At 34.4% G+C, this 21,337-nt stretch carries 27 protein-coding genes and 1 riboswitch; of the genes, 20 read left to right on the top strand and 7 right to left on the bottom strand.

The window, feature by feature from the left end; translation table 11 throughout:
* The first annotated feature begins 5 nt into the window (after window positions 1–5).
* The 3 genes from EC501_RS08690 (at window position 6) to EC501_RS08680 (ending at window position 1,817) form a co-directional block, all read left to right on the top strand.
* The gene (locus EC501_RS08690; protein WP_158599692.1) at window positions 6–362 is read left to right on the top strand and encodes a DUF5071 domain-containing protein; all 357 of its coding nucleotides are present in this window, start codon (window positions 6–8) and stop codon (window positions 360–362) included.
* 89 nt (window positions 363–451) lie between these two features.
* On the top strand, window positions 452–973 hold the full coding sequence (locus EC501_RS08685; protein ID WP_122971891.1) for a sigma-70 family RNA polymerase sigma factor: 522 nt from the start codon (window positions 452–454) through the stop codon (window positions 971–973).
* Window positions 960–1,817: a hypothetical protein gene (locus tag EC501_RS08680; RefSeq protein ID WP_122971890.1), complete on the top strand. Its 858-nt coding sequence runs from the start codon at window positions 960–962 to the stop codon at window positions 1,815–1,817. The genes EC501_RS08685 and EC501_RS08680 overlap by 14 nt, the downstream gene beginning before the upstream one ends.
* Before the next feature lie 44 nt (window positions 1,818–1,861).
* Here the strand turns inward: EC501_RS08680 and EC501_RS08675 are convergent, their stop codons facing one another.
* Together EC501_RS08675 and EC501_RS08670 are read right to left on the bottom strand one after the other, a co-directional pair.
* On the bottom strand, window positions 1,862–2,332 hold the full coding sequence (locus EC501_RS08675) for a glutathione peroxidase (RefSeq protein WP_122971904.1): 471 nt from the start codon (window positions 2,330–2,332) through the stop codon (window positions 1,862–1,864).
* A gap of 18 nt (window positions 2,333–2,350) precedes the next feature.
* Window positions 2,351–3,565 (bottom strand): MFS transporter, encoded by a 1,215-nt coding sequence (locus EC501_RS08670; RefSeq protein ID WP_122971889.1) that lies wholly within the window; start codon window positions 3,563–3,565, stop codon window positions 2,351–2,353.
* A 132-nt stretch (window positions 3,566–3,697) separates the two neighbouring features.
* Between EC501_RS08670 and EC501_RS08665 the strand changes: the two genes are divergently transcribed.
* On the top strand, window positions 3,698–4,588 hold the full coding sequence (locus EC501_RS08665; protein ID WP_122971888.1) for a LysR family transcriptional regulator: 891 nt from the start codon (window positions 3,698–3,700) through the stop codon (window positions 4,586–4,588).
* A gap of 18 nt (window positions 4,589–4,606) precedes the next feature.
* On the opposite strand, the gene EC501_RS08660 is transcribed toward EC501_RS08665, so the two are convergent.
* Both EC501_RS08660 and EC501_RS08655 read right to left on the bottom strand, forming a co-directional pair.
* Window positions 4,607–5,098, bottom strand: coding sequence for an endolytic transglycosylase MltG (locus EC501_RS08660; protein ID WP_122971887.1), 492 nt, complete (start codon window positions 5,096–5,098; stop codon window positions 4,607–4,609).
* A gap of 3 nt (window positions 5,099–5,101) precedes the next feature.
* Complete coding sequence (locus EC501_RS08655; protein WP_122971886.1) at window positions 5,102–5,497, bottom strand: hypothetical protein; 396 nt, start codon at window positions 5,495–5,497, stop codon at window positions 5,102–5,104.
* Window positions 5,498–5,659: 162 nt separating this feature from the next.
* Here EC501_RS08655 and rpmG point away from each other — a divergent pair, with 162 nt between their 5' ends.
* The 4 genes from rpmG to EC501_RS08635 all read left to right on the top strand — a co-directional run bounded on the left by rpmG (window position 5,660) and on the right by EC501_RS08635 (window position 9,112).
* Window positions 5,660–5,809 carry a 50S ribosomal protein L33 gene (rpmG, locus tag EC501_RS08650; RefSeq protein ID WP_008408521.1) on the top strand — a complete coding sequence of 50 codons (150 nt, stop codon included), beginning with the start codon at window positions 5,660–5,662 and terminating at the stop codon, window positions 5,807–5,809.
* Window positions 5,810–5,884: 75 nt separating this feature from the next.
* Complete coding sequence (locus EC501_RS08645) at window positions 5,885–6,472, top strand: 5-formyltetrahydrofolate cyclo-ligase (protein WP_122971885.1); 588 nt, start codon at window positions 5,885–5,887, stop codon at window positions 6,470–6,472.
* Complete coding sequence (locus EC501_RS08640; RefSeq protein ID WP_122971884.1) at window positions 6,469–6,681, top strand: YqgQ family protein; 213 nt, start codon at window positions 6,469–6,471, stop codon at window positions 6,679–6,681. Before EC501_RS08645 ends, EC501_RS08640 begins: the two co-directional genes overlap by 4 nt.
* Window positions 6,682–7,204: 523 nt before the next feature.
* The gene (locus EC501_RS08635; protein ID WP_122971883.1) at window positions 7,205–9,112 is read left to right on the top strand and encodes an LTA synthase family protein; all 1,908 of its coding nucleotides are present in this window, start codon (window positions 7,205–7,207) and stop codon (window positions 9,110–9,112) included.
* 144 nt (window positions 9,113–9,256) lie between these two features.
* Here EC501_RS08635 and EC501_RS08630 read toward each other — a convergent pair whose 3' ends face one another.
* Window positions 9,257–9,436 carry a DUF2759 domain-containing protein gene (locus tag EC501_RS08630; RefSeq protein ID WP_122971882.1) on the bottom strand — a complete coding sequence of 60 codons (180 nt, stop codon included), beginning with the start codon at window positions 9,434–9,436 and terminating at the stop codon, window positions 9,257–9,259.
* Window positions 9,437–9,602: 166 nt separating this feature from the next.
* On the opposite strand from EC501_RS08630, the gene EC501_RS08625 reads away from it, so the two are divergent.
* Window positions 9,603–10,253, top strand: a complete 651-nt coding sequence (locus tag EC501_RS08625) for an MBL fold metallo-hydrolase (RefSeq protein ID WP_122971881.1) — start codon at window positions 9,603–9,605, stop codon at window positions 10,251–10,253.
* Window positions 10,254–10,293: 40 nt separating this feature from the next.
* On the opposite strand, the gene EC501_RS08620 is transcribed toward EC501_RS08625, so the two are convergent.
* Complete coding sequence (locus EC501_RS08620; RefSeq protein ID WP_122971880.1) at window positions 10,294–10,536, bottom strand: DUF2626 domain-containing protein; 243 nt, start codon at window positions 10,534–10,536, stop codon at window positions 10,294–10,296.
* Between the two features lie 492 nt (window positions 10,537–11,028).
* Here EC501_RS08620 and comGA point away from each other — a divergent pair, with 492 nt between their 5' ends.
* From comGA to gcvPB, 10 genes are all read left to right on the top strand, one after another.
* The gene (comGA, locus tag EC501_RS08615) at window positions 11,029–12,039 is read left to right on the top strand and encodes a competence type IV pilus ATPase ComGA (RefSeq protein WP_122971879.1); all 1,011 of its coding nucleotides are present in this window, start codon (window positions 11,029–11,031) and stop codon (window positions 12,037–12,039) included.
* Window positions 12,020–13,087: a competence type IV pilus assembly protein ComGB gene (comGB, locus tag EC501_RS08610; protein WP_122971878.1), complete on the top strand. Its 1,068-nt coding sequence runs from the start codon at window positions 12,020–12,022 to the stop codon at window positions 13,085–13,087. Before comGA ends, comGB begins: the two co-directional genes overlap by 20 nt.
* Before the next feature lie 17 nt (window positions 13,088–13,104).
* Window positions 13,105–13,413, top strand: coding sequence for a competence type IV pilus major pilin ComGC (gene comGC / locus EC501_RS08605; RefSeq protein ID WP_406927656.1), 309 nt, complete (start codon window positions 13,105–13,107; stop codon window positions 13,411–13,413).
* A gap of 30 nt (window positions 13,414–13,443) precedes the next feature.
* Window positions 13,444–13,881, top strand: a complete 438-nt coding sequence (locus EC501_RS08600) for a prepilin-type N-terminal cleavage/methylation domain-containing protein (RefSeq protein WP_158599691.1) — start codon at window positions 13,444–13,446, stop codon at window positions 13,879–13,881.
* Window positions 13,871–14,188, top strand: coding sequence for a hypothetical protein (locus EC501_RS08595; protein ID WP_122971875.1), 318 nt, complete (start codon window positions 13,871–13,873; stop codon window positions 14,186–14,188). Before EC501_RS08600 ends, EC501_RS08595 begins: the two co-directional genes overlap by 11 nt.
* On the top strand, window positions 14,158–14,619 hold the full coding sequence (comGF, locus tag EC501_RS08590; protein WP_122971874.1) for a competence type IV pilus minor pilin ComGF: 462 nt from the start codon (window positions 14,158–14,160) through the stop codon (window positions 14,617–14,619). Before EC501_RS08595 ends, comGF begins: the two co-directional genes overlap by 31 nt.
* 200 nt (window positions 14,620–14,819) lie before the next feature.
* Window positions 14,820–15,335 (top strand): shikimate kinase, encoded by a 516-nt coding sequence (locus EC501_RS08580; protein ID WP_122971872.1) that lies wholly within the window; start codon window positions 14,820–14,822, stop codon window positions 15,333–15,335.
* 128 nt (window positions 15,336–15,463) lie between these two features.
* Window positions 15,464–15,557, top strand: a riboswitch (glycine riboswitch).
* Window positions 15,558–15,750: 193 nt separating this feature from the next.
* Entirely contained in the window at window positions 15,751–16,854 is a 1,104-nt protein-coding gene (gcvT, locus tag EC501_RS08570) for a glycine cleavage system aminomethyltransferase GcvT (RefSeq protein ID WP_122971870.1), read from the top strand.
* Between the two features lie 19 nt (window positions 16,855–16,873).
* Window positions 16,874–18,220: an aminomethyl-transferring glycine dehydrogenase subunit GcvPA gene (gene gcvPA / locus EC501_RS08565; RefSeq protein WP_122971869.1), complete on the top strand. Its 1,347-nt coding sequence runs from the start codon at window positions 16,874–16,876 to the stop codon at window positions 18,218–18,220.
* On the top strand, window positions 18,213–19,682 hold the full coding sequence (gene gcvPB, locus EC501_RS08560) for an aminomethyl-transferring glycine dehydrogenase subunit GcvPB (protein WP_122971868.1): 1,470 nt from the start codon (window positions 18,213–18,215) through the stop codon (window positions 19,680–19,682). Before gcvPA ends, gcvPB begins: the two co-directional genes overlap by 8 nt.
* Before the next feature lie 129 nt (window positions 19,683–19,811).
* On the opposite strand, the gene EC501_RS08555 is transcribed toward gcvPB, so the two are convergent.
* The gene (locus EC501_RS08555) at window positions 19,812–20,195 is read right to left on the bottom strand and encodes a rhodanese-like domain-containing protein (RefSeq protein WP_122971867.1); all 384 of its coding nucleotides are present in this window, start codon (window positions 20,193–20,195) and stop codon (window positions 19,812–19,814) included.
* Between the two features lie 159 nt (window positions 20,196–20,354).
* Between EC501_RS08555 and EC501_RS08550 the strand changes: the two genes are divergently transcribed.
* Window positions 20,355–21,134: a lipoate--protein ligase family protein gene (locus EC501_RS08550; RefSeq protein WP_174232672.1), complete on the top strand. Its 780-nt coding sequence runs from the start codon at window positions 20,355–20,357 to the stop codon at window positions 21,132–21,134.
* Window positions 21,135–21,337 lie beyond the last annotated feature (203 nt).

Below are 21,337 nucleotides of genomic sequence, written 5' to 3'. Positions count from 1 at the left end.
TATACTTGGAAGCGAGTGTAGAACAATTGTTAACATTATCTGAGGAAGAGAAAAGAAGTAATTTACCTTTCGTTTTAGAATGGTTAAAAGTAGGGGAAATAGAGAGAAACGAAGGATTAGCTGAACTATTACTTCAATATCCAGCGGAGATTACGCCGTTCATTTTTGAATTATTAGAAGGCGAAGCAATGGATTACGATTTAAAGAAATGGATGATGGAAAATGTAATTTGTAAGCTGCCTTTTTTTGTAAAGATTGCTTTAGAAGAGCAATTACAAAGAATAGCCCAGCTCCCAACAGATGAAGAGAGAAAAAGGAAATTGCATGAAGTTGCCCAAACTGTTTTAGATAGTTTTATATAAATCCTTCTCGCACGCAAAAATTTTTTGTGTGCTTTTTTCGTCCAAAAGTTCATTTTTCTCGTCTATATAGTTGAAAGGGAGGGAAGTCAGTGCATGATCATTTAGAAGAAATAATTGAACTTTACGGTGATTACTTATTAAGAATCGCCTATACATATGTTAAAGACCAGCGGATAGCGGAAGAAATGATTCAAGATGTTTTTCTTACTTATTATAAAAAACAAGAACAGTTTCGTGGTGAAGCGTCGCTAAAAACGTATTTAACAAAAATAACGGTTCATCGATGTACCGATTATTTAAGAAGTTGGAAAAATAAAAAGGAATTACTCATTGGAAAATTCCATATTCGAGGGCAAACAAAAAATATAGAAAGAAAATACATTGAAAAAGAAGAAAAGATGGAAGTTACCGAAGCGGTATTTTCATTAAATGTTAAATTACGAGAAGTTCTCTTATTTTATTATTATGCAGACCATACAACGAAAGAGATTGCAGAAATTTTAAGTATTCCTGAATCAACAGTTAAATCAAGATTGCAAAAAGCTAGAACTGTTTTAAAAGAGAAACTAAAAGGCGTAGATTTGGAGGTGTTACTCAATGGAAATGAATGATTTACAACAGTTGTGGAAAAAAGAATTGGATGGGAATATCCATTTAAGTACCGAAACAAAGGAAGAAATAGTTCGAAAAATTATCAATGAAAATATAGAACAAACTTCTAAAAGAAATTGGGGTTACCCAATTGTTTTAACAACCTTTTTTGCTGGGTTAGCTTTTTTCTTTATCCTTTTCAAAGAGAACCGTGTCAATTTCACTAATGCGACTGTCCAAAGTGAAAATTACTTATCAAATATTTTTCTACATTTAGATGCTACATTTTATTGGTTTATAGGATTAATCATTCTTGAATGTTTAGCTTTATTATTAACGATTACAGTATTACTAAAAACGGAAAGATGGCGGGAGAAAAAAGGGATTCATTATATTAGGGGATTTTCAAAGAAGTTGATCATACGATGGTTTGTGGGTGGATCTTTATTACTAGGGATAGGCAGTTTTACAATTGTCAGTCAATCCCTTGAGGCAATAAAATTTCTTATCGTTTTGTTTGTTCTTTTAAATAATTGTTTATTACTATTATGGTCAATCCGCCATAAACATTTACCAAATTGCCCTCATTGCGGTCATCAAATTTCAAAAAAAGGACGATTCAAAAACTCTTTAGGCAGTTTTCGAACCCAATGTTATCATTGCGGCGAGCAGATTTTTCAAAGTAAAAAATCGAGAAATATACTACCATTCTTCGTTCCATTTCTTAGTTTTTATAGTTTAGGTATGTTAGGAATTCCTTTTCAACTAATCGGTTTTCCCTTTACACTCGTTGCAATCTTCCATATTTTTTATATTTCCAATTTTACAATTAGCTTTACGAAAGAAGATGAACCATTGTGGTAGTGAAAAAGGACACGGGCTTTTCAAGCAACGTGTCCTTCCTCATTTTATAGTAATTTAGCAATTTCTTTTTCAAATTTGGACGGTTTATCCGTTGGAGCGAATCGTTCCACAACATTTCCGTCTCGGTCTACTAAAAATTTCGTAAAGTTCCATTTAACGTTTTTTCCTAAAAAACCTTTTGTTTTTTCCGTTAAATATTGGAAAAGTGGATGGGCTTCTTCGCCGTTTACTTTAATAATGTCGTGCATCGGGAAAGTTACCCCATATGTAAGACGACAAGCTTCCGCTGCTTCATTTCCTGTAGTTAATTCTTGTTTGAATTGATCTGAAGGAAAACCAAGAATTTCAAGACCTTGGGAATGATATTTTTGATAAAGTTCTTCCAATTCACTAAATTGGCCAGCTAATCCACATTTTGTTGCAGTGTTCACAATGAGCAATACTTTCCCTTTGTATCGTTCCAAAGAATATTTCTCACCATTTTCTGCAGTTACATCAAAGTCATAAATGTTCATCATCATTCACTCTCTTTCTTAATATTGGAGATGGTCTTCCAACATTTTTTCTTTCCGATTTAACACTATTAGTGTAACAGCTAGCGTGAAAGAAGTAATTAAAAAAGAACTGATAAATCCAATAACACCATTCCAGCCCCAGCTTGACCAGAAAAGACCACCTGTCGTACCGCCTACACTTGAGCCGAAATAATAGGCAAATAAATAAAGGGAGGATGCTTGAGCTTTATCTTTTTTCGCGCGGGAACTTACCCAGCCACTAGCAATGGAATGGGCGCCAAAAAAGCCGAACGTATAAATGACAATTCCTAAAATTTTTATAAATAAATGTACAGGTAAAGTTAATAACGCTCCCGTAAACATAATTGTAATGCCAGTTAACAATACTTTTTGTTTTCCAAATTTATCTGACAAGCTACCGAACCAAGTTGAACTAAAGGTACCAACTAAGTAAACGAGAAAAATCCAACCTACAACGCCTGCGCTTAAATGATAGGGGGCTCCCATTAATTTATAACTGATATAGTTATACAGTGTGACAAAGCTTCCCATCAATGTAAAAGCAATACCGAACAAACAAATTAATCCAGGGTCCTTTAAATGGGAAAATAACGATTTAGCTAAAGGTTTCAGCTTCAGTTGCCGTGGGGTAAAATGTTTTGATGCTGGTAAAGCCCAAACAAAATAAAGACTAACAAGGAAACTGATGACGCCTAAAACAACCATGCCGATTTGCCAGCTGAAAAAGTCAGACATCGTTCCCATAATAATGCGACCAGCTAATCCACCGACGGAATTGCCACTTATATATAATCCCATAGCAACGCCAAGACTACTTGGATGAACTTCTTCACCTAAGTAAGCCATGGCGATAGCAGGAACACCTGCAAAGACAAAGCCTTGGATAATGCGTAATAGTAATAGAGTTTCAAAGGTAGGTGAAACAGCAAGAACAATGGTTAGTAAAGATGAAAGAAAGATGGAAATCGTCATTAAGCGTTTACGACCCCAAGCTTCTGATAACGAACCACATAAAATTAAACTAACGGATAAAACACCAGTAGATAGGGAGAGGGAGAGGCTTGCGACGGCAGGTGATACGCCATATTGTTCAGTAAATTGGGGGAATAATGGCTGTGTGACATATAAATTGGCAAAGGTAATAAAGCCAGCTGCAAAAAGTGCTAAATTGGCTAAATGAAATTCCTTTGTCCCTCTTTGTAAATAACTCATGTTGGTTCGCCTCTTTTGAAAAAATTAACATTTTGTACTTTCGTATTACATTTATTATAATAAGTGAAATCATATAATGATAATTCATAATTTTTATTTGTCTTATAAATAAAAGTAATAAGGAGACGGAAAATGGATTTTAATTCCCTTCAATATTTTATATTGGTGGCTAAATATGAAAATATGTCCCAGGCTGCTCAACATTTACATATTACCCAGCCTGCCTTAAGTAAACCCATTTCCTTATTAGAAGAATCTTTAGGTGTGGCATTGTTTGATCGAAACGGTCGTTCGATTCAATTAAATCGGTATGGAAAGTTCTTTTTAGAGCGAGCAGAATATATTGTAAAGGAATATGAAAGGGCAAAAGAAGATTTAGCAAATTTAGTTTCACCTGGTCAAGGGGAAGTATCGATTGGATTTATGCATACTCTTGGTTTAGAAATTATTCCTTCCCTCATGACGGATGTGAAAAAAGTTTATCCTCAAATGAAATTTCTACTAACCCAAAGTAACTCCAGCTCTATTTTAAAAAAGCTCGAAGCAGGAGAGTTGGATGTATGTTTAATTTCTTCGGTAGATTCAAATGAGGAGATTGTTTGGGAAAAGTTGTGGGAAGAAGAAATTTTTTTCATTGTACCTGAAAGTCATAGATTAGCTAATAAACAGATGGTAAAAATAAAGGATTTTGCCCATGATCCCTTTATTTGTATAAAGAAAGGGAACTCATTAAGAAAATCAGTGGATGATTTATTTAAAAGGGAAGGTTTCCAATTAAACGTTGCTTTCGAAGGGGAGGAAGTACATACGGTTGCTGGGTTAGTGGAAAGTGGTTTAGGCGTTTCATTGATCCCTTATATTAAAGGATTAGAACAATATAAACTAAAAATTATTCGAGTTGATGCCCGAAATTGTAAACGAGAAATTGGATTGGCCTTTATGAAAAGCCGTTTTAAAAGCTCCGCCACAATAATGTTTGTTGAATATATAAGAAGTTATTTCAAGAAAAAGGGGAAGGCTTAAATAGCCTTCCCCTTTATGTTAAGCTGGTTGTTTTCCAGTAATAATATTAGCGATTTCTTCAATAGACATAGATGAATTTAATTCAAATTGTCCCTTTTGTATTGATTTTGCGTATTCAGGTTGAGCTAAAAATAGTTCTAATTCAACACTGTTATGTATAATGCCCATATCTTTTAGTTTTTGAGCAATTTCTGCTACTGTTAAACCAGAGTAAATATATAAAGTGCCACTCACTACTTCTTCATCTGTTACTTCGTCTTTTGTCGTCGTATTTTCGTTCGTTGTTTCTAGTTTTTGTGAAGTAGTTTGTTCCTTTTGTTCTAATACGGCGATTTGTTCTTTTGCTTCTTCTAGCTGATGTTCCAATTGGGTAATTTGTTCTTTATATTGTTCTTCGTTGGAGACATCGTCTGATGAAAGGAATGGAATATGGAACTTATTTGACATCGTCATGACCATTCCAATGATAAAACAAGCAATACCGAAGCTACGCAAAGATGATCTTTTCATCGTCTATCTCCCATCTCGTAATATCGATAAAATTTGTTGTGTAGATAAAGTAGACATTTTGCTAATTTCCTCAATCGGATAGCCTTGTTTATTAAGTTGGATCACTTGAGATACTAATATTTCATTGACTTGCTTCTGTTGAACAGTTGTTGGTTGTTTTTTTTGTACCGATGTTTCTTTTATTTTCGGTGTAGATGCCGATTTAATGGAAAAGTTTGGTTCAAGAAGCAACTCCTCTTCTACTATTTTCAACCGCTTTTTTAATGAATTTGTTTCTTGGTAAATACTAATTGATAAGTCTTCTAAGTCTTTTTCAATTCGTTTAGATGTATCTTTTAGGAAAAATGATACAACAATACAAACAATGCCGATGATCATTAAAATCATTGATAAATCCACTGTTGTTCCTCCGTCTTTTTTACTATTTTAAGTTATTTTAGCATAAGAAAAGTTAATAATAAATGATGCTAGATTTTTTTTCTATTTATGTTATAATGATTTAGTCGTATAAATCATGCTCAAATGAAATTAAAGTCTTTATATAGAGTGGGAGGGTTAATAATGCGCGTAAACATTACATTAGCTTGTACAGATTGTGGTGAACGTAACTACATTTCTAAAAAGAACAAACGTAATAATCCAGAACGTCTTGAACTTAAAAAATATTGCTCTCGCGAGAAGAAATACACTCTTCACCGTGAAACTAAGTAAGCATTATTGCCAAAACCACTTGTGGTTTTGGCTTTTTAATTATAAATGGATAAAAGGATTTAGGGGATGGTAAATTTGGATAAAAAACAATTGAGAAACCAAATAAGAAAAGCGTTAAATGATCTGTCCGATGATCGATTCAGACAATCCTCTATGTACATGAAAGAACAGTTATTAAAAGAGCCTTCTATTATCGAAGGGAATACGATTGCTATCACGATTTCCCGTAAAAGGGAAGTTCATACGAAAGAAATAATTGAAGCTTTATGGAACATGAATAAAAAAGTCGTTGTTCCAAAATGTCATCCAGTAAATCTTACGATGGACTTTTATGCAATTGAGAATTTTCAACAGCTTGAAATCGTATATATGGATTTATTAGAACCGATTCCCCAATGTACAGAACTTGTTACTGCTGAAGAAATTGATTGTATAATCGTGCCAGGAATCGTCTTTGATTATAATGGTTACCGGATTGGTTACGGTGGCGGTTATTATGATCGCTATTTAACAAAATTTAAAGGTCAGTTAATTTCCCTTGCTTTTAATATCCAAATTGTAGATGAAGTACCAGTTGAAACCTTTGATATACCAGTGGATCTTATCATTACTGAGACATCGCGAATTGATTGTGTCGCAAATCGAAAGGGGACGTCAAAATGAAAACAATGAAAGATATATATGATTTACTAAAACAATATGGAACATTTATTTATACAAGAGATCGAATTGGAGATTTATTATTAATGGAAGATGAAATTCGGGAGCTATATAAAGCAAAGGTTCTTGAACCAAAAGACTTTCAGTCAGCAATGCTCCTAATCAAACAAGAGTTATCACGGCTAGAACAGGAAGAGAAAAAAATGCAATAATCGTCATGAATTTAAAAATTATTAAATAATTTCAAAAAAATTACCATATATTATGTTTTAAGTGGTATTATATTGTTAATAATTGTTAATTATATACATTAAATTGACAGTGGATTTATTTGCCACTGTTTTCATTTGGGAACTTTTTTGTAAATAAAACGTAAATAATAATATAGTTCTTTAATATTTGTAATGTTCCGTACTTTTTTGAAAGATAATTAATACTTCTTGCAAAATTAGAGAAAAAGTATGTACAAAAAAATTAAAAAAACGTTCCAAATGTAAGCGGTATAAAGGTTTGTTTGTTGCCATCAATATAATGTTATCTTAAATGTTATCAATTTCATGATGTATACCCACTATTGTTTTTGAAATTTTTGTATACATATTATATTGATAATTAAAGGAATGAAGATTAAGATAAAATTTGTTTTCAAACTTAGCAATTTATTTTTTTGTGTAAATTTCAATAGAAATTTATGTTTATATCTATGTATCAATTATGTGGAAAGGATGTTTTGGAATGAATTTTTCTAAATGGCCTAAACATTCGATTTTAGCTATAGCTATACTGACGACTTGGATCAAAACTGTGATTGTCTACCATACAAGTTTTGAAATGGACATTGAAAACGCAATGCAAGAGCTTATTTTAATAATAAACCCATTAAGTTTCTTATTATTTGCTTATGGGATTTCATTATTTTTTAAAACGGCAAAAGTACGCCATCGTTACTTAATAACAGTAAGTGTTCTTCTGGCGATTGTATTATTTGCTAATGTTGCGTTTTATCGATTCTATAATGATTTCATTACATTAGCAGTTTTATTCCAAACTAGCAATTTCGGAGATTTAGGCACTTCAGTAACGGAAATTATTAACTGGTACGATATTTTTTACTTCACAGATGTTGTTGTTTTAATTTTAGTTATTAAATTTTTACCAAAATTACAAGAAACAACACCAATTCGTAAAGAAATTCGTCGTGCTTATTTTGTATTAGCTGTTGCAATGGTGTTCTTAAATTTAGGATTAGCGGAAACGGAACGCCCACAATTATTAACCCGTGCATTTGATCGTGAATTATTAGTAAAAAATATTGGGACATATAACTATCATCTGTATGATATTTATGTTCAATCGAAATCAAGTGCGCAAAGAGCATTAGCAGATGGCAGTGAACTTGTGGAAGTAGAAAACTATGTGCAAGCAAACCAATCTGCCATTAATGAAGAAATGTTTGGTAAGTATAAAGGACGTAATGTCATTTTTGTACAATTAGAATCACTCCAAAATTTTGTGATAAATAATACAATGAATGGAGAAGTAGTAACACCTTTCTTAAATTCTCTTACACAAGATAAAGATACGTATTATTTCAGTGACTTCTATCACCAAACTGGATTAGGGAAAACAAGCGATTCTGAATTTATAGTAGAAAATTCATTGTTTGGCTTAGGCAGTGGTGCAGTGTTCTTTACTCATGGTGGGAATACGTATAATTCGATGTCTGAAAAATTAAATGAAAATGGTTATTTTACAAGTGTCATGCATTCCAACAATGCATCTTTTTGGAATCGGGATGTCATTTATCAATCGTTAGATATTCAGAAATTTTACGATGTCGATTCCTATGATGTAACAGATGAAAACTCTGTGAACTGGGGATTAAAAGATATTCCATTTTTCGAACAGTCCGTTGATATGATGACTGAGATGGAGCAACCTTTTGCTACGCGTATGATCACATTAACAAACCATTATCCATTTACTTTAACGGAAGAGGATATTATGATTCCAGAATATAATTCAAATTCTGGAACACTGAATCGTTATTTCCAAACGGTTCGTTATTTAGATGAATCCATTAAAATATTCTTTGAAGAGTTAAAAGAAGCAGGTCTTTACGATAACTCCATTATTGTCATGTACGGTGACCATTATGGTATTTCGGAAAACCATAATAAAGCAATGGCGCAATATTTAGGTAAGGAAGAGATTACTGCCTATGATAGTGCATTATTGCAATCAGTACCGTTATTTATCCATATTCCAGGATCGAACGATGGTCAAGTAATTGATAAAACTTCAGGTCAAATTGATATTCGTCCGACGATTTTACACCTTTTAGGAATTGATACTTCAAATGACATGCAACTAGGTGACGATATGTTCTCAGAAGAACATGAAGATTTCGTTATATTCCGGGATGGTCGTTTTGTGACAGATCAATTAGTTTACGCGGGTGAAGTATGTTACGATCGGGGAACAGGCGAAGAAATAGAAATTGACGCGTGTCAACCATACATTGACCGTGCTTTAATCGAACTTGAATATTCTGATCAAATTATTAATGGCGATTTATTACGTTTTTATGATGAAGATACAGGGAATTTAAAACAAAATGTAATAAAAGAAGAGAAAGAATAACGAAAAGGGTCATTTCACAAATGAAATGGCCCTTTTGTTTTTAACTTATTCAATGACGCTGGATAACCTAAATGTTCTTTAACAATACTGTTAAAGAAACGAAAAAGACGAAGTATCTTTTGATACCTCGTCTTTTACAATGAATTAGTGCAATTTTGGTGGGTAACCTTGGTTTAAAACTGTCATGACTACAAACCAACCGAAAATTGCAGCTGTAGCAATACTGAAAACTAAAGCAAGAATATTTTTTTCTTTAATTGCTTGGAATAAATTTACTACAGCAAAGATTGCTACTAAAGCGAAAATAACCATTAATAAGTTCATTAAGATGACACTCCTTTAGACATTAGAAGTTGAATGTCGTAGACAATATTCCTTCTTTATTGTAAAGCACTTACATCTTTTTGTCGAGAACAAAAAATACAGTTTATTTGAACGTTCAATGTAATTTTTTTCTTATCCATGTATAATAATCAAGAGGTGATGATTGATGTTAAATGTAAAAGTTTTTAGTTTAGGTCCTGTTCAAACAAACTGTTATATTGTTAGTAATAAGCAAAAGGACTGCATTCTATTCGACCCAGGTGAAGAAGCTTCAAAAATAGTGAATGTCATTCGTTCCAATCAATTGAAACCAAAGGCAATCTTTTTGACCCATACCCATTTTGACCATATTGGAGCAGTGGATGAATTAAGGGAAATGTTTGATTTACCATTATATGTACATGAACGGGAAGTCAGTTGGCTTGGAGATCCGATGAAAAACGGCTCTGGTAAATATGCAGAACTTCCAAATTATATTGTAAATAAACCAGAAGAAGCTCATATAATTCGCAAAGAGCAAACGTTTAACATCGATGGTTTTACATTCAAAGCTGTATTCACTCCTGGTCATTCTCCTGGAAGTATTTCGTATATTTTTGAAGAGGATGGCTTTGCCATCGTAGGGGATACACTTTTTGAAAGAAGTATTGGTAGAACAGATTTACTTGAAGGGTCTTTAAAAGTACTTCTTCAATCTATCCATGAAAAATTATTAGTATTACCAGAGGATACAATTATTTACCCTGGACATGGCTCTTATACAACGCCACAAGCTGAAATGGATATGAATCCGTTTTTAAACGGTTACGAAGGGTAAAAAGAAAAACATCGACTGAACAACCAGTCGATGTCTTTTTTTAATGGCCAGCACCAGGTACATGGATAAATGTAGTATAATACGTAAATCCAGCGAAGAATATAGTTAAATAAGCTCCGAAAATGTACATGTACATGCGTTCTGTTAGGTTTAAGAAGCCTAATAATATAAATAAAATTGTATTACCAACGAATAATAGCGAAACCTCGTACATATCACCAAGGTAGAACATAACGGCAAAAACACCAGTCCAGAATGCCATAACTTTATACATGTTGCTCATGAAGAATCCCTCCTTTTGCCATGTGACTCAATAATCTCAACTTTTATTATAAATGATTGGTAAGGATAATGTAAACTGCTACTTCCATTTTGTTTGTGACAAACAAATTAAAATTTAGAGAACGTTTTATCTTTTTTTCTCCTATTTAAAATGGAAATAAACGTTAACTTTTGGTAAGGTTTTCAATGGAATAGAAAAAGCAGTTTAATTTCATTATTTGTTAATTACGATTTTTTAAACGGTCATACGTAATGAAAATAATATTTCCTTCTATTTTATATTTTAACCTTCATTATTAAAGAAAACGTTAAACAATACTAAAAGGTTTTTTTGGATAAACAATAATATCTTGATCAAATTTATCATTTCTTTAGAAAATTAAGTTGAAATATTAAAGTTAGAAAAAGGGGTTTTCCAATTTCCATTACCATTATATACTGTTTTTAATTCAGTTGCGGTCAATTAAAATACTATAATGATGAGGTGTTGCCTATGGACATTGAATCTGTAGTAGAAAATAAAAGTATGCAGTTATTATTGAAGGCACTCCATTTCGGAGCATCGGATATTCATATTGTTCCTCAAAATCATCAATATTCCATACATTTTCGTAAATATGGAAAACTATTTCCAACGACCAATATACCTTTTGAATTAGGAGACCGGATCATCTCTTATTTCAAATTTTTATCATCCCTTGATATAAGCGAAAAACGCAAACCTCAAAGCGGTTCTTTTCAAAAGGAATTCTCAAATCAGTTATATGCCTTTCGGGTATCTACTCTACCTTCTGTTTTTAAAAGAGAAAGTGTCGTTATCCGATTAATGCTTCAAAATTCCAGTCTCCCCCTTACTTCACTTTCCCTCAATCAAAAATCGGCAGAAAAACTAGTTCAACTCATATCCAACCAACAAGGTCTTTTGTTATTTTGTGGGCCAACTGGTTCAGGAAAAACGACTACTTTATATTCATTAGTGAATTACACGAGCGAAACTCTTGCCCGTCACGTCATTTCTTTAGAAGATCCAGTTGAGAATAGTCAATCGAATTTATTGCAAATTCAAGTAAATGAAAGGGCAGGGGTAACCTATGCAGCCGGTTTAAAAGCAATATTACGTCACTCACCGGACGTCATCATGATTGGAGAAATTCGTGATCAGGAAACCGCAAAGATTGCAATTGAAGCTTCGTTAACGGGCCATTTAGTATTAAGTACCATTCATGCGAAGGATACAGTTAATTGCATATATCGATTGTTAGATTTAAATATATCGATTGAAGAAATTAGACAAGCTCTTATTGGAATTGTTGCTCAATGTTTGGTGGAAATAGGAACAGAGGAAAGGAAAGCGTTATATGAAATTTTAAGTGATTGTCATTTAGTTGAGGCGATAGCAGCGGTTATGCGGGGTGACAAGTATCAATTACCTAAACATGAGAAGTTATCCCACCAATTAGCTTCCTATGAGGTGAAGGATAGGCATGCAACCGTTACTACTTAAATTAAAGGAGTATCCTTATCTTCCCTCAAAAAAGAAGAAAGTCAAACAACTACCTGCATTTTTAAATCGGTTAAGTACGTTGCTGAATGAAGGTTACACATTTGCCGACTCCATTGATATGTTACTTCCTTACCATGTAGAAAATTTAGTTTATTGGAGGGCAATAATCTATGAAAAACTAAAAAATGGTGGGAAAGTTATCGACATATTAAAAAGTTTTCCCATACCGAATCATTACTTGATTACCCTTCAAATTGCTGAAGAAAGTGGAAACATTGCTGAAGTATTAAAAACAGTTTCGAAGCAGTTAGAATTTACATATCAAATGAGGAAAAAAGTAGTGAAACTGTTAAGCTATCCAATATTTTTATCCGTTGTTCTCATGATGATCTTTATCGCTTTCCGTACGTATTTTTTACCAAGTATTACGGAAATCATTCGTTCTCGATCAAAGGAAGTAAGCGGAATGGTTAGTATTTCAAATCTTTTTCTCCATCTCCCAGATATACTCTTTATTATTTCCTCCAGTTGTTTCATCCTTTTTCTAATATTCTTCGTTCATTTAAAAAGGAAAGCAATATCCGAACGAATCAATATTTTATTAAAACTTCCAGTTGTAAATTACTTTTTCAAGTTGCAATTAACGATACGAATATCGAAAACCCTAGGAGAACTACTTGTTAGTGGTATTTCACTACAACAAGCATTAGACATTTTACAAAATCAACAATTAAATCAAACGATTGCTTATGTAGCGAGGGAGCTAGAAAGACAAGTCATCTATGGTGAATTACTATCAAATGCAGTCTCTATATTAGCTTGGTTCTCACCGAAGTTTGAAGAATTTATAAAACACGGAGAAAAAAGCGGTTATTTAGGTCGAGAATTGCTCATTTACTGTGATTTATTGGAAGAAAAACTGCAAACGAACATTCAATTCATTATTGCTATTGTACAACCATGTTTTTTCATCCTTATTGCAGTATGTATTATCGCTGCCTATTTAAGTATTTTATTACCAATGTATGAATTAATTGAATTGATTTAAAAGGAGTGATGGTTTTGATTTTAAAAAGACAAGACGGGTTTACTCTTATAGAGATGCTTATAGTTTTGTTAATTATTTCCATTTTAATATTGATTACAATTCCAAATGTAACAAAACATTTTTCTTCAATAGATCAAAAGGGGTGCGATGCCTTTGTCAAAATGGTTCAAGGACAAGTTGAAGCATACAAAATTGATTACCATGACATTCCTACTTTAAGTGAATTAGTCGAGAAGGATTATATAAATGAAGGTGAAACTTCCTGTCCGAATGGAGCAGAAATCCAAATACAAAGCGATGGGAAAGTTGTAGTGAAAGGAGAATAGCGAATTGAATAAATGCTCTTGATGAAACATATGAAAAACGATCAAGGATTTAGTTTAATTGAAATGTTATTGGTCCTATTCATTGTAATTGTTGTAAGTTCTATTGTTTATAAAGTAACGTATACCATCTCAGAAAAACAGGCTGTTGAGCAATTTTTTAACCAAGTTCAGTTGGATATTCAACGGATGCAAGCCCTTGCGATAGAGGAAAAGAAAACAATCAATGTATTGTTTAGTGATAATAATACGTATAAAGCCTACTACAGCCTTGATGGTAAAAAAATTTTTGAGAGGTCCTTTCCATCAATTGTTCAATTAAACATATATAGTAATCTTAAAAATATAGTGATTTATCCTAATGGTGAAGTAGTGAATTTTGGCAAAATTATTTTTTATACCCCCTTTGGAGAAAGACAATTAATAGTAAATATACAAAAAGGACGGATGAGGATAGTTGATGCTAAATAATAAAGGAATATCCTTCGCTGAAACTTTACTAACTGCCGTCATTCTATTCATCCTTGCCGGTACTCTTATTCCTTTTACTTACCATTTAAAAGAAACTTTATATAACCAAAAATTAGAATTACACGCTTCTGAAACGGCATTGGAAGTGGCGAAAAGACTTCAAACGGAATCATTAAAAAGTGGCAAGAAAACAATTGAACAAATCGATTACCATTGGACATACGACGGCCAAAAAATTTGTGTAACATATCGTAATGGGGATGATGAAAAGATAAAATGTATCGGGCGAAAAGAAGAAATTTATTAAATAATAAAGGGTTTACTTTACTAGAAGCATTATTTCAATTTGTCGTGTTCATTTTATTAGCAGCTATCCTTATGATGGTTGTTTCATGGTTAAATCAAATGAATCATTCGTTATTAACCGATGATGATGTAACGTGGGAATTATTTGTGCAAGATGTTCAACAGTTATTTTCAAATGTAGATGAGATAACTGTTAAAGAGAAATCAGAGCTAATTGAAATTGCTTATGTAGATTCAGTAGATCGAAAGCAAATCGACCGATACGGTGATGTAATAAGACTAAAAACAAATGATAAAGGTTATGTACCGTTATTAATCGGTATTCAAAAGGTTCAGTTTAGAATTCAAGGAGATTTTTTGACAATATATGTTGAATTTCAGGATAGTGTAGTAAAGGAGAGAACCTTCTTTGTTCAAAAAAATTACCAATGACAGAGGTGGTACTTTCGCGTTAGCTATCATGTTACTTTTTGTCACTACTTCCTTTATAACTTATTATTGTATTTCATATGAATCACAAATAAAAACATATAATTCGTTGGAATTAGCCAATGTTCATGCTACGATAAACCTACTAGAGAAAATTGGTAGTAAGTAGTAGACAGATTTTTGGTTGTAAAGAAGGTGATAGCATGCGAAAAATATACTTAGTAGGCTTCATGGGATGTGGGAAAAGCGCTATCGGTCGAAGATTAAGCTATTTTTTAAGAATGCCGTATTATGACATGGATCATGAAATAGTTCGACAACAGGGGATGTCGATTCCAGAAATATTTGAAAAATATGGTGAAGCGCATTTTCGAGCGTTGGAAACCGAGTTCCTTCGTAATTTTCGAGATGAAGCATGTATTATATCGACAGGTGGAGGAGTTGCCATAAACGAGGAAAATCGGAAAATCATGCGCCATACAGGGCTCGTCTTTTTTTTAGATGCCACGTTTGAAGATATTTATATTCGAATTAAAAATGATAAAAATCGTCCAATTGTACAACGTTCCACAAAACAAGAGCTGGAACAGTTGTATCAGACGAGAAGAAAGTTTTATCGGGCGGCAGGTCATATTCGAGTCTTGACGGAAGGTCGTACCCTACGTCAAATTGTAGAGTATATTGCTTTTCAAGTGAATCGATTAAAAGGTGAACAATAAATTAGAATGTTTGTTGAATGTTCGTTTTTACATTAAATTTAAAAAAAGATTGCCATTCTATAGCGTTCAATGTTAGGATATAGCCAAGAGTTGTCATATTTGTACATTGAATAATGAAATATGGGCGGATGATTGTGCGGGGAGAGAACGTGAATAGCGTCGCCGAAGGAGCAAGTAGTCACGGACTATGAATCTCTCAGGCAAAAAGACTCGTACAGGACGCATCTCTGGAGAGCGCTGTATATGTTCATTTTTGTTACAGCCACCAAAGGGGAAAGCCAAAGGAGAGTAGACTTGTCTATTACTGAATTTGGTGTAACTTTCAGGTGCAAGGACAGGGGATTCCTCAAATTGATGAGGGATTCGTCTGTCCTTTTTTTGTTCAAAAACGTTGAAACTCTAAGGAGGATATGCAATGGGGAATGAATTAAAACGAACACCGTTATTCCATGAATATGCCAAATACGGTGGGAAAACAATTGATTTTGGCGGTTGGGAATTACCTGTACAATTTTCTTCTATAAAGGAAGAGCATGATGCAGTCAGAAATCGCGCGGGCCTTTTCGATGTATCCCATATGGGTGAGATTTTAGTAGAAGGAAAAGATGCGCTCAAGTTTTTACAAAATCTATTAACAAATGATATTTCAAAAATTGCCATTGGTGGCGCCCAGTACAATGCGATGTGTTATGAAACTGGTGGAGTCGTTGACGATCTGCTTGTTTATCGATTGGAAGAAAACCGTTATTTATTATGTGTCAATGCAGCCAATATTGAAAAAGATTTTGAATGGATGCAACAACATGTCCTTGGGGATGTAACGGTCATCAATCAATCTGATGACTACGCTCAAATTGCATTACAAGGTCCACTTGCCGAAGAAGTTCTTCAAACATTAACAGAAGTAGACTTAAAAGAGATTAAATATTTCAAATTCCAACAAGATGTCAATATTTCTGGAAATTTAGTATTAGTTTCTCGTACTGGTTACACAGGAGAGGACGGCTTTGAGATTTACGGTGAACCGACGGCGGTTATTAACCTTTGGAATGCAATTTTAGAAGCTGGAAAAGAAAAGGGTGTTGTTCCCGCTGGTTTAGGTGCCCGAGATACGTTACGTTTTGAGGCGTGCCTACCTTTATATGGTCAAGAACTTTCGAAAGACATTTCTCCTTTAGAAGCGGGAATTGGATTTGCAGTGAAACTTCAAAAGGAATCGGACTTTATCGGCAAAGAAGCGTTAGCTGCTCAAAAAGAAAACGGCTTATCACGAAAAATCATTGGCATTGAAATGATGGACAAAGGAATTCCTCGCCACGGTTATAAAGTGTTTAAAGATGGTGAAGAAATTGGCGAAGTCACAACAGGAACCCAGTCTCCTTTAACGAAACGAAATATCGGTTTAGTATTAATTGACTCAAAATTTGCTCAATTAGATACAGAATTGGAAATTGAAATTCGTAATAAACGATTACAAGCAAAAACGGTAGCAACACCTTTTTATAAACGTTCAAAATAAATCGAAAAGAGGGTTACTAATGAAACATCGTTATCTTCCTATGACGGAACAAGACAAAAAAGAAATGCTGGAGACGATTGGTGTCGAGAGTGTTGATGAATTATTTTCAGATATCCCTGAAAGCGTTCGTTTTAAAGGGTACTACAATATTAAAGAAGCGAAATCAGAATCTTCCTTATTAAAAGAATTAAAACAACTTGCTGCGAAAAATGAAGATACAGAGTCTAATGTCTCCTTTTTAGGGGCAGGGATTTACAATCACTACAAACCGGTGATTGTTGACCATGTTATTTCTCGTTCAGAGTTTTATACAGCTTATACACCTTATCAACCGGAAATTTCGCAAGGGGAGCTTCAAGCAATCTTTGAATTTCAAACGATGATTGCGGAGTTAACGGGAATGGATTTAGCCAATTCATCGATGTATGACGGGGGAACGTCTTTAGCGGAAGCAGGAATGCTGGCAGCTGGTCATACTCGACGAAAAAAATTACTTGTTTCCGATGCGATTCATCCTGAATACCGAGATGTTGTAGCAACTTATGCCTACGGTCAATCGATTGAAATTGTCACAGTTCCTACAAAAGACGGTGTGACGGATATGGATGCTTTAAAAACATTAATTGACGAAAATACTGCTGCTGTGATGGTTCAATATCCAAATTTCTTTGGTCAAATTGAAGATCTGAAAACAATGGGTGAATTAGTCCATGAAGCAAAAGGATTATTTATCGTTTCCAGTAACCCGCTTGCTTTAGGCGTTTTAACTCCTCCAGGTAAACTTGGTGCAGATATTACGGTAGGAGATGCACAAGTATTCGGTATTCCTGAAAGTTTTGGCGGTCCGTATTGTGGTTACTTTGCAACGACAACGAAGCTGATGCGTAAAGTTCCAGGTCGTCTAGTAGGAGAAACGGTGGATCAGGACGGACGCCGTGGTTATGTATTAACATTACAAGCCCGTGAACAACATATTCGTCGTGAAAAAGCAACGTCTAATATTTGTTCTAACCAAGCGTTACTTGCCCTTGCAGCTTCTGTAGCGATGACTGCCCTTGGTAAAAAGGGTGTGAAAGAAATGGCAAAACAAAATATTGTCAAAACTCGCTATGCGAAAAATGCCTTTGAAGCAGCTGGATTTACGATTCCATTCCAAGGTGCTCATTTTAACGAAATCGTAGTGAAAACAAACAAACCGGTTTCGGAAATCAATCAATACCTTTTAGAAAAAGGGATTATTGGTGGTTTTGATTTAGGTCGTGTTTATCCAGAGTTGGAAAACCATGTTTTACTTGCTGTCACAGAATTACGTACAAAAGAAGAAATTGACGCATTAGTTGCAGAAATGGGGGCTTACAATGCATAACGAAAATCAATCACTCATTTTTGAATTATCGAAGGAAGGCCGAGTTGGCTATAGTTTACCAGAGTTAGATGTTCCTGAAGTGGATTTAGAAGAATTATTACCAGAAGGCTATGTTCGTGATGAAGCTCCTGAATTACCAGAAGTTTCAGAGCTTGATATAATGCGTCACTATACAGCATTATCTCGCCGTAACCACGGGGTTGATTCCGGATTTTATCCATTAGGTTCTTGTACGATGAAATATAATCCGAAAATAAACGAAAATGTTGCGAGACTTTCAGGTTTTGCGAACATTCACCCACTACAAGACGAATCAACAGTTCAAGGGGCAATGGAATTACTTTATGATCTTCAAACTTCATTAGTAGAAATTACAGGTATGGACGAAGTTACGTTACAACCTGCTGCCGGTGCCCATGGTGAATGGACGGCGCTTATGATGATTCGTGCTTTCCATGAAGCAAACGGAGAAGGGCATCGTAATAAAGTCATTGTTCCTGACTCTGCCCACGGTACGAACCCTGCATCTGCAACAGTAGCTGGATTCGAAACGATTACGGTTAAGTCCAATGAAGATGGTTTAGTAGATTTAGAGGATTTACGTCGTGTCGTTGGGGAAGATACAGCAGCTTTAATGTTAACAAACCCAAATACATTAGGGTTGTTTGAAGAAAACATTATTGAAATGGCGGAAATTATCCATGGTGTTGGTGGGAAAGTGTACTATGATGGTGCTAACTTAAACGCTGTTATGAGTAAAGCTCGCCCAGGGGATATGGGCTTTGACTGTGTCCATTTAAACCTTCATAAAACATTTACAGGTCCCCATGGCGGCGGTGGACCAGGATCTGGTCCTGTCGGCGTAAAAGCGGACTTAATTCCGTTCTTACCAAAACCTGTGCTAGTGAAAAAAGAAGATGGAACATTCCATTTCGATTATAATCGACCACAATCTATTGGTCGTGTGAAACCGTATTACGGTAACTTTGGTATAAATGTTCGTGCTTATACGTATATTCGTACAATGGGTCCAGACGGCTTAAAGGCTGTGACTGAATATGCCGTATTAAATGCGAATTATATGATGCGTCGTTTAGAACCATATTTCGATCTACCGTACAACCGTCATTGTAAACATGAATTCGTCTTATCTGGACGTCGCCAAAAGAAACTAGGTGTTCGCACATTAGATATAGCGAAACGTCTCCTTGACTTTGGATACCATCCACCAACAATCTACTTCCCATTAAATGTGGAAGAGGGAATGATGATTGAACCGACGGAAACAGAATCGAAGGAAACGTTAGATGCATTTTGCGATGCGATGATTCAAATTGCGAAGGAAACGGAAGAAAATCCTTCCCTAGTACAAGAAGCACCTCATACAACGGTAATTAGCCGTTTAGATGAAACGCGTGCGGCACGTACTCCAATTCTTCGTTATACAAAAGTAGAAGCTTAAAATCTAATTAGTGTAGATCGAGTCATTTTAATGGCTCTCTACACTTTTTGTCGTGGTGTGCAAGTGACATTCTATAACGTTTGAAAGGGGACAGCTCAATGGCTTGAGCATGTCCCCTTTCATTATTGGTTAAGCTTTTGTTTTAATTTTACCAGTCCAAGTTTTGAAACCGCCTTGAAGCTGATAAAGTTGGTTATATCCTTTTTTCTTTAAAAATAAAGCAGCACGGGCGCTACGTCCGGAGTTTTGGCAGTATAAATATACTGGTAAATCAGGTCGGATTTCTTTATAACGTTGACGTAATTGTGTTGATGGAATATTACGAGCACCTAAAATATGACCTGCTTCAAATTCTTTTGCTTCCCGTACATCGATTAGTTGAGCTTTTCGATAGCCTTGGATAAATTGATCTTGATTTAAGTTTGACACTGCTTTCTTTAAACGCAGTGTATTGACTAGAACATATACGATGATAAGGCCTAGTATGATAGCAATTGTATAAAGTACAGTCACTGCTTTCTTTCTCCTTTCTTTCTACATATTCCATTATAAAAGAGAAAGTAGCGATAGTCCAATGAGTTTGTTAAAATGATAGTTATGTGTGAGGAGATGATAGGTTTGAAATCAAAATGGTATTTTATTAATTCAGGTCCATGCAGTCCTTCTTATAATATGGCATTGGATGAAGCTTTACTAGATTTCCATAGTGAAGGAGAAATTCCTCCTGTCATTAGATTTTATGAATGGAATCCAGCAACTCTATCAATCGGTTATTTCCAAAGTGCGAAGAAGGATGTTGATTTTGATGCTGTAAAGGCGCAAAATCTTGGCTTTGTTCGACGTCCTACTGGTGGACGAGCCGTTTTACATGAAAGTGAACTGACTTATAGTATTATCGTTACTGAACAATACCCCGAAATGCCTGCAGGGGTAACAGAAGCTTACCGGGTACTTAGTGAAGGCTTATTACTAGGCTTCCAAAACTTAGGGTTAGATGCTTACTTTAGTGTTCCTGATACAGAAGAAAAACTGGCTGATTTAAAAAAACCAAAAAGTGCTGTATGCTTTGATGCACCAAGCTGGTATGAACTTGTCGTAGAAGGGAAAAAGGTAGCAGGTAGTGCCCAAACACGTCAAAAAGGTGTCATTTTACAACACGGGGCTATATTATTAGATCTTGATGAAGAAAAATTGTTATCCCTCTTTAAATTTTCTTCACCAGAAATGAAAGAAAAAATGCGTGAAAAACTCCCTCAAAAGGCCGTAGCCATTAATCAATTAACAGATAAACAAATTACGATTCCACAATGTGTAGAAGCGTTTAAAAAAGGTTTTGAGCAAGCACTAGACATTGAATTAGTACCTTACGAATTATCGGACAAACAAAAGCAATATGTGAAAGAACTTGAACAAAAAAAATATTTAAATGATGAGTGGAACTTCAAAAAATAAAAGAGGAACGTATGTTTCTCTTTTCGGAAAAATTTTTTTATAGAGTTTAAACTATTGAATTTAAAGGGTTCAGGCAACTTTTAAAAAAATCAACCCCTTGCAACAATATTTGTTATGAGGTAATCTTTTCTAGTAAATAAATATTAACTACATCTAGTGTTGTTTATATTATTCGCATACAATATGTTGTATGTCTCTATCAA

It is taken from the genome of Lysinibacillus halotolerans (assembly GCF_003711845.1).
GTDB lineage: Bacteria > Bacillota > Bacilli > Bacillales_A > Planococcaceae > Ureibacillus > Ureibacillus halotolerans.
The sequence above is the reverse complement of the archived record's forward strand: the minus strand, read 5'-3'. Positions and strand labels throughout refer to the sequence as shown.

Coding starts and splice junctions, on each gene's coding strand:
- EC501_RS08600 (WP_158599691.1), top strand. CDS start 13,444: ATGAAAAACGATCAAGGATTTAGTTTAATTGAAATGTTATTGGTCCTA.
- EC501_RS08625 (WP_122971881.1), top strand. CDS start 9,603: ATGTTAAATGTAAAAGTTTTTAGTTTAGGTCCTGTTCAAACAAACTGT.
- comGF (WP_122971874.1), top strand. CDS start 14,158: ATGTATCGGGCGAAAAGAAGAAATTTATTAAATAATAAAGGGTTTACT.
- rpmG (WP_008408521.1), top strand. CDS start 5,660: ATGCGCGTAAACATTACATTAGCTTGTACAGATTGTGGTGAACGTAAC.
- EC501_RS08595 (WP_122971875.1), top strand. CDS start 13,871: ATGCTAAATAATAAAGGAATATCCTTCGCTGAAACTTTACTAACTGCC.
- EC501_RS08675 (WP_122971904.1), bottom strand. CDS start 2,332: ATGAACATTTATGACTTTGATGTAACTGCAGAAAATGGTGAGAAATAT.
- comGB (WP_122971878.1), top strand. CDS start 12,020: ATGCAACCGTTACTACTTAAATTAAAGGAGTATCCTTATCTTCCCTCA.
- EC501_RS08665 (WP_122971888.1), top strand. CDS start 3,698: ATGGATTTTAATTCCCTTCAATATTTTATATTGGTGGCTAAATATGAA.
- gcvPB (WP_122971868.1), top strand. CDS start 18,213: ATGCATAACGAAAATCAATCACTCATTTTTGAATTATCGAAGGAAGGC.
- EC501_RS08670 (WP_122971889.1), bottom strand. CDS start 3,565: ATGAGTTATTTACAAAGAGGGACAAAGGAATTTCATTTAGCCAATTTA.
- EC501_RS08550 (WP_174232672.1), top strand. CDS start 20,355: ATGGCATTGGATGAAGCTTTACTAGATTTCCATAGTGAAGGAGAAATT.
- EC501_RS08680 (WP_122971890.1), top strand. CDS start 960: ATGGAAATGAATGATTTACAACAGTTGTGGAAAAAAGAATTGGATGGG.
- EC501_RS08635 (WP_122971883.1), top strand. CDS start 7,205: ATGAATTTTTCTAAATGGCCTAAACATTCGATTTTAGCTATAGCTATA.
- EC501_RS08660 (WP_122971887.1), bottom strand. CDS start 5,098: ATGAAAAGATCATCTTTGCGTAGCTTCGGTATTGCTTGTTTTATCATT.
- EC501_RS08580 (WP_122971872.1), top strand. CDS start 14,820: ATGCGAAAAATATACTTAGTAGGCTTCATGGGATGTGGGAAAAGCGCT.
- gcvPA (WP_122971869.1), top strand. CDS start 16,874: ATGAAACATCGTTATCTTCCTATGACGGAACAAGACAAAAAAGAAATG.
- EC501_RS08620 (WP_122971880.1), bottom strand. CDS start 10,536: ATGAGCAACATGTATAAAGTTATGGCATTCTGGACTGGTGTTTTTGCC.
- EC501_RS08630 (WP_122971882.1), bottom strand. CDS start 9,436: ATGAACTTATTAATGGTTATTTTCGCTTTAGTAGCAATCTTTGCTGTA.
- EC501_RS08640 (WP_122971884.1), top strand. CDS start 6,469: ATGAAAACAATGAAAGATATATATGATTTACTAAAACAATATGGAACA.
- gcvT (WP_122971870.1), top strand. CDS start 15,751: ATGGGGAATGAATTAAAACGAACACCGTTATTCCATGAATATGCCAAA.
- comGA (WP_122971879.1), top strand. CDS start 11,029: ATGGACATTGAATCTGTAGTAGAAAATAAAAGTATGCAGTTATTATTG.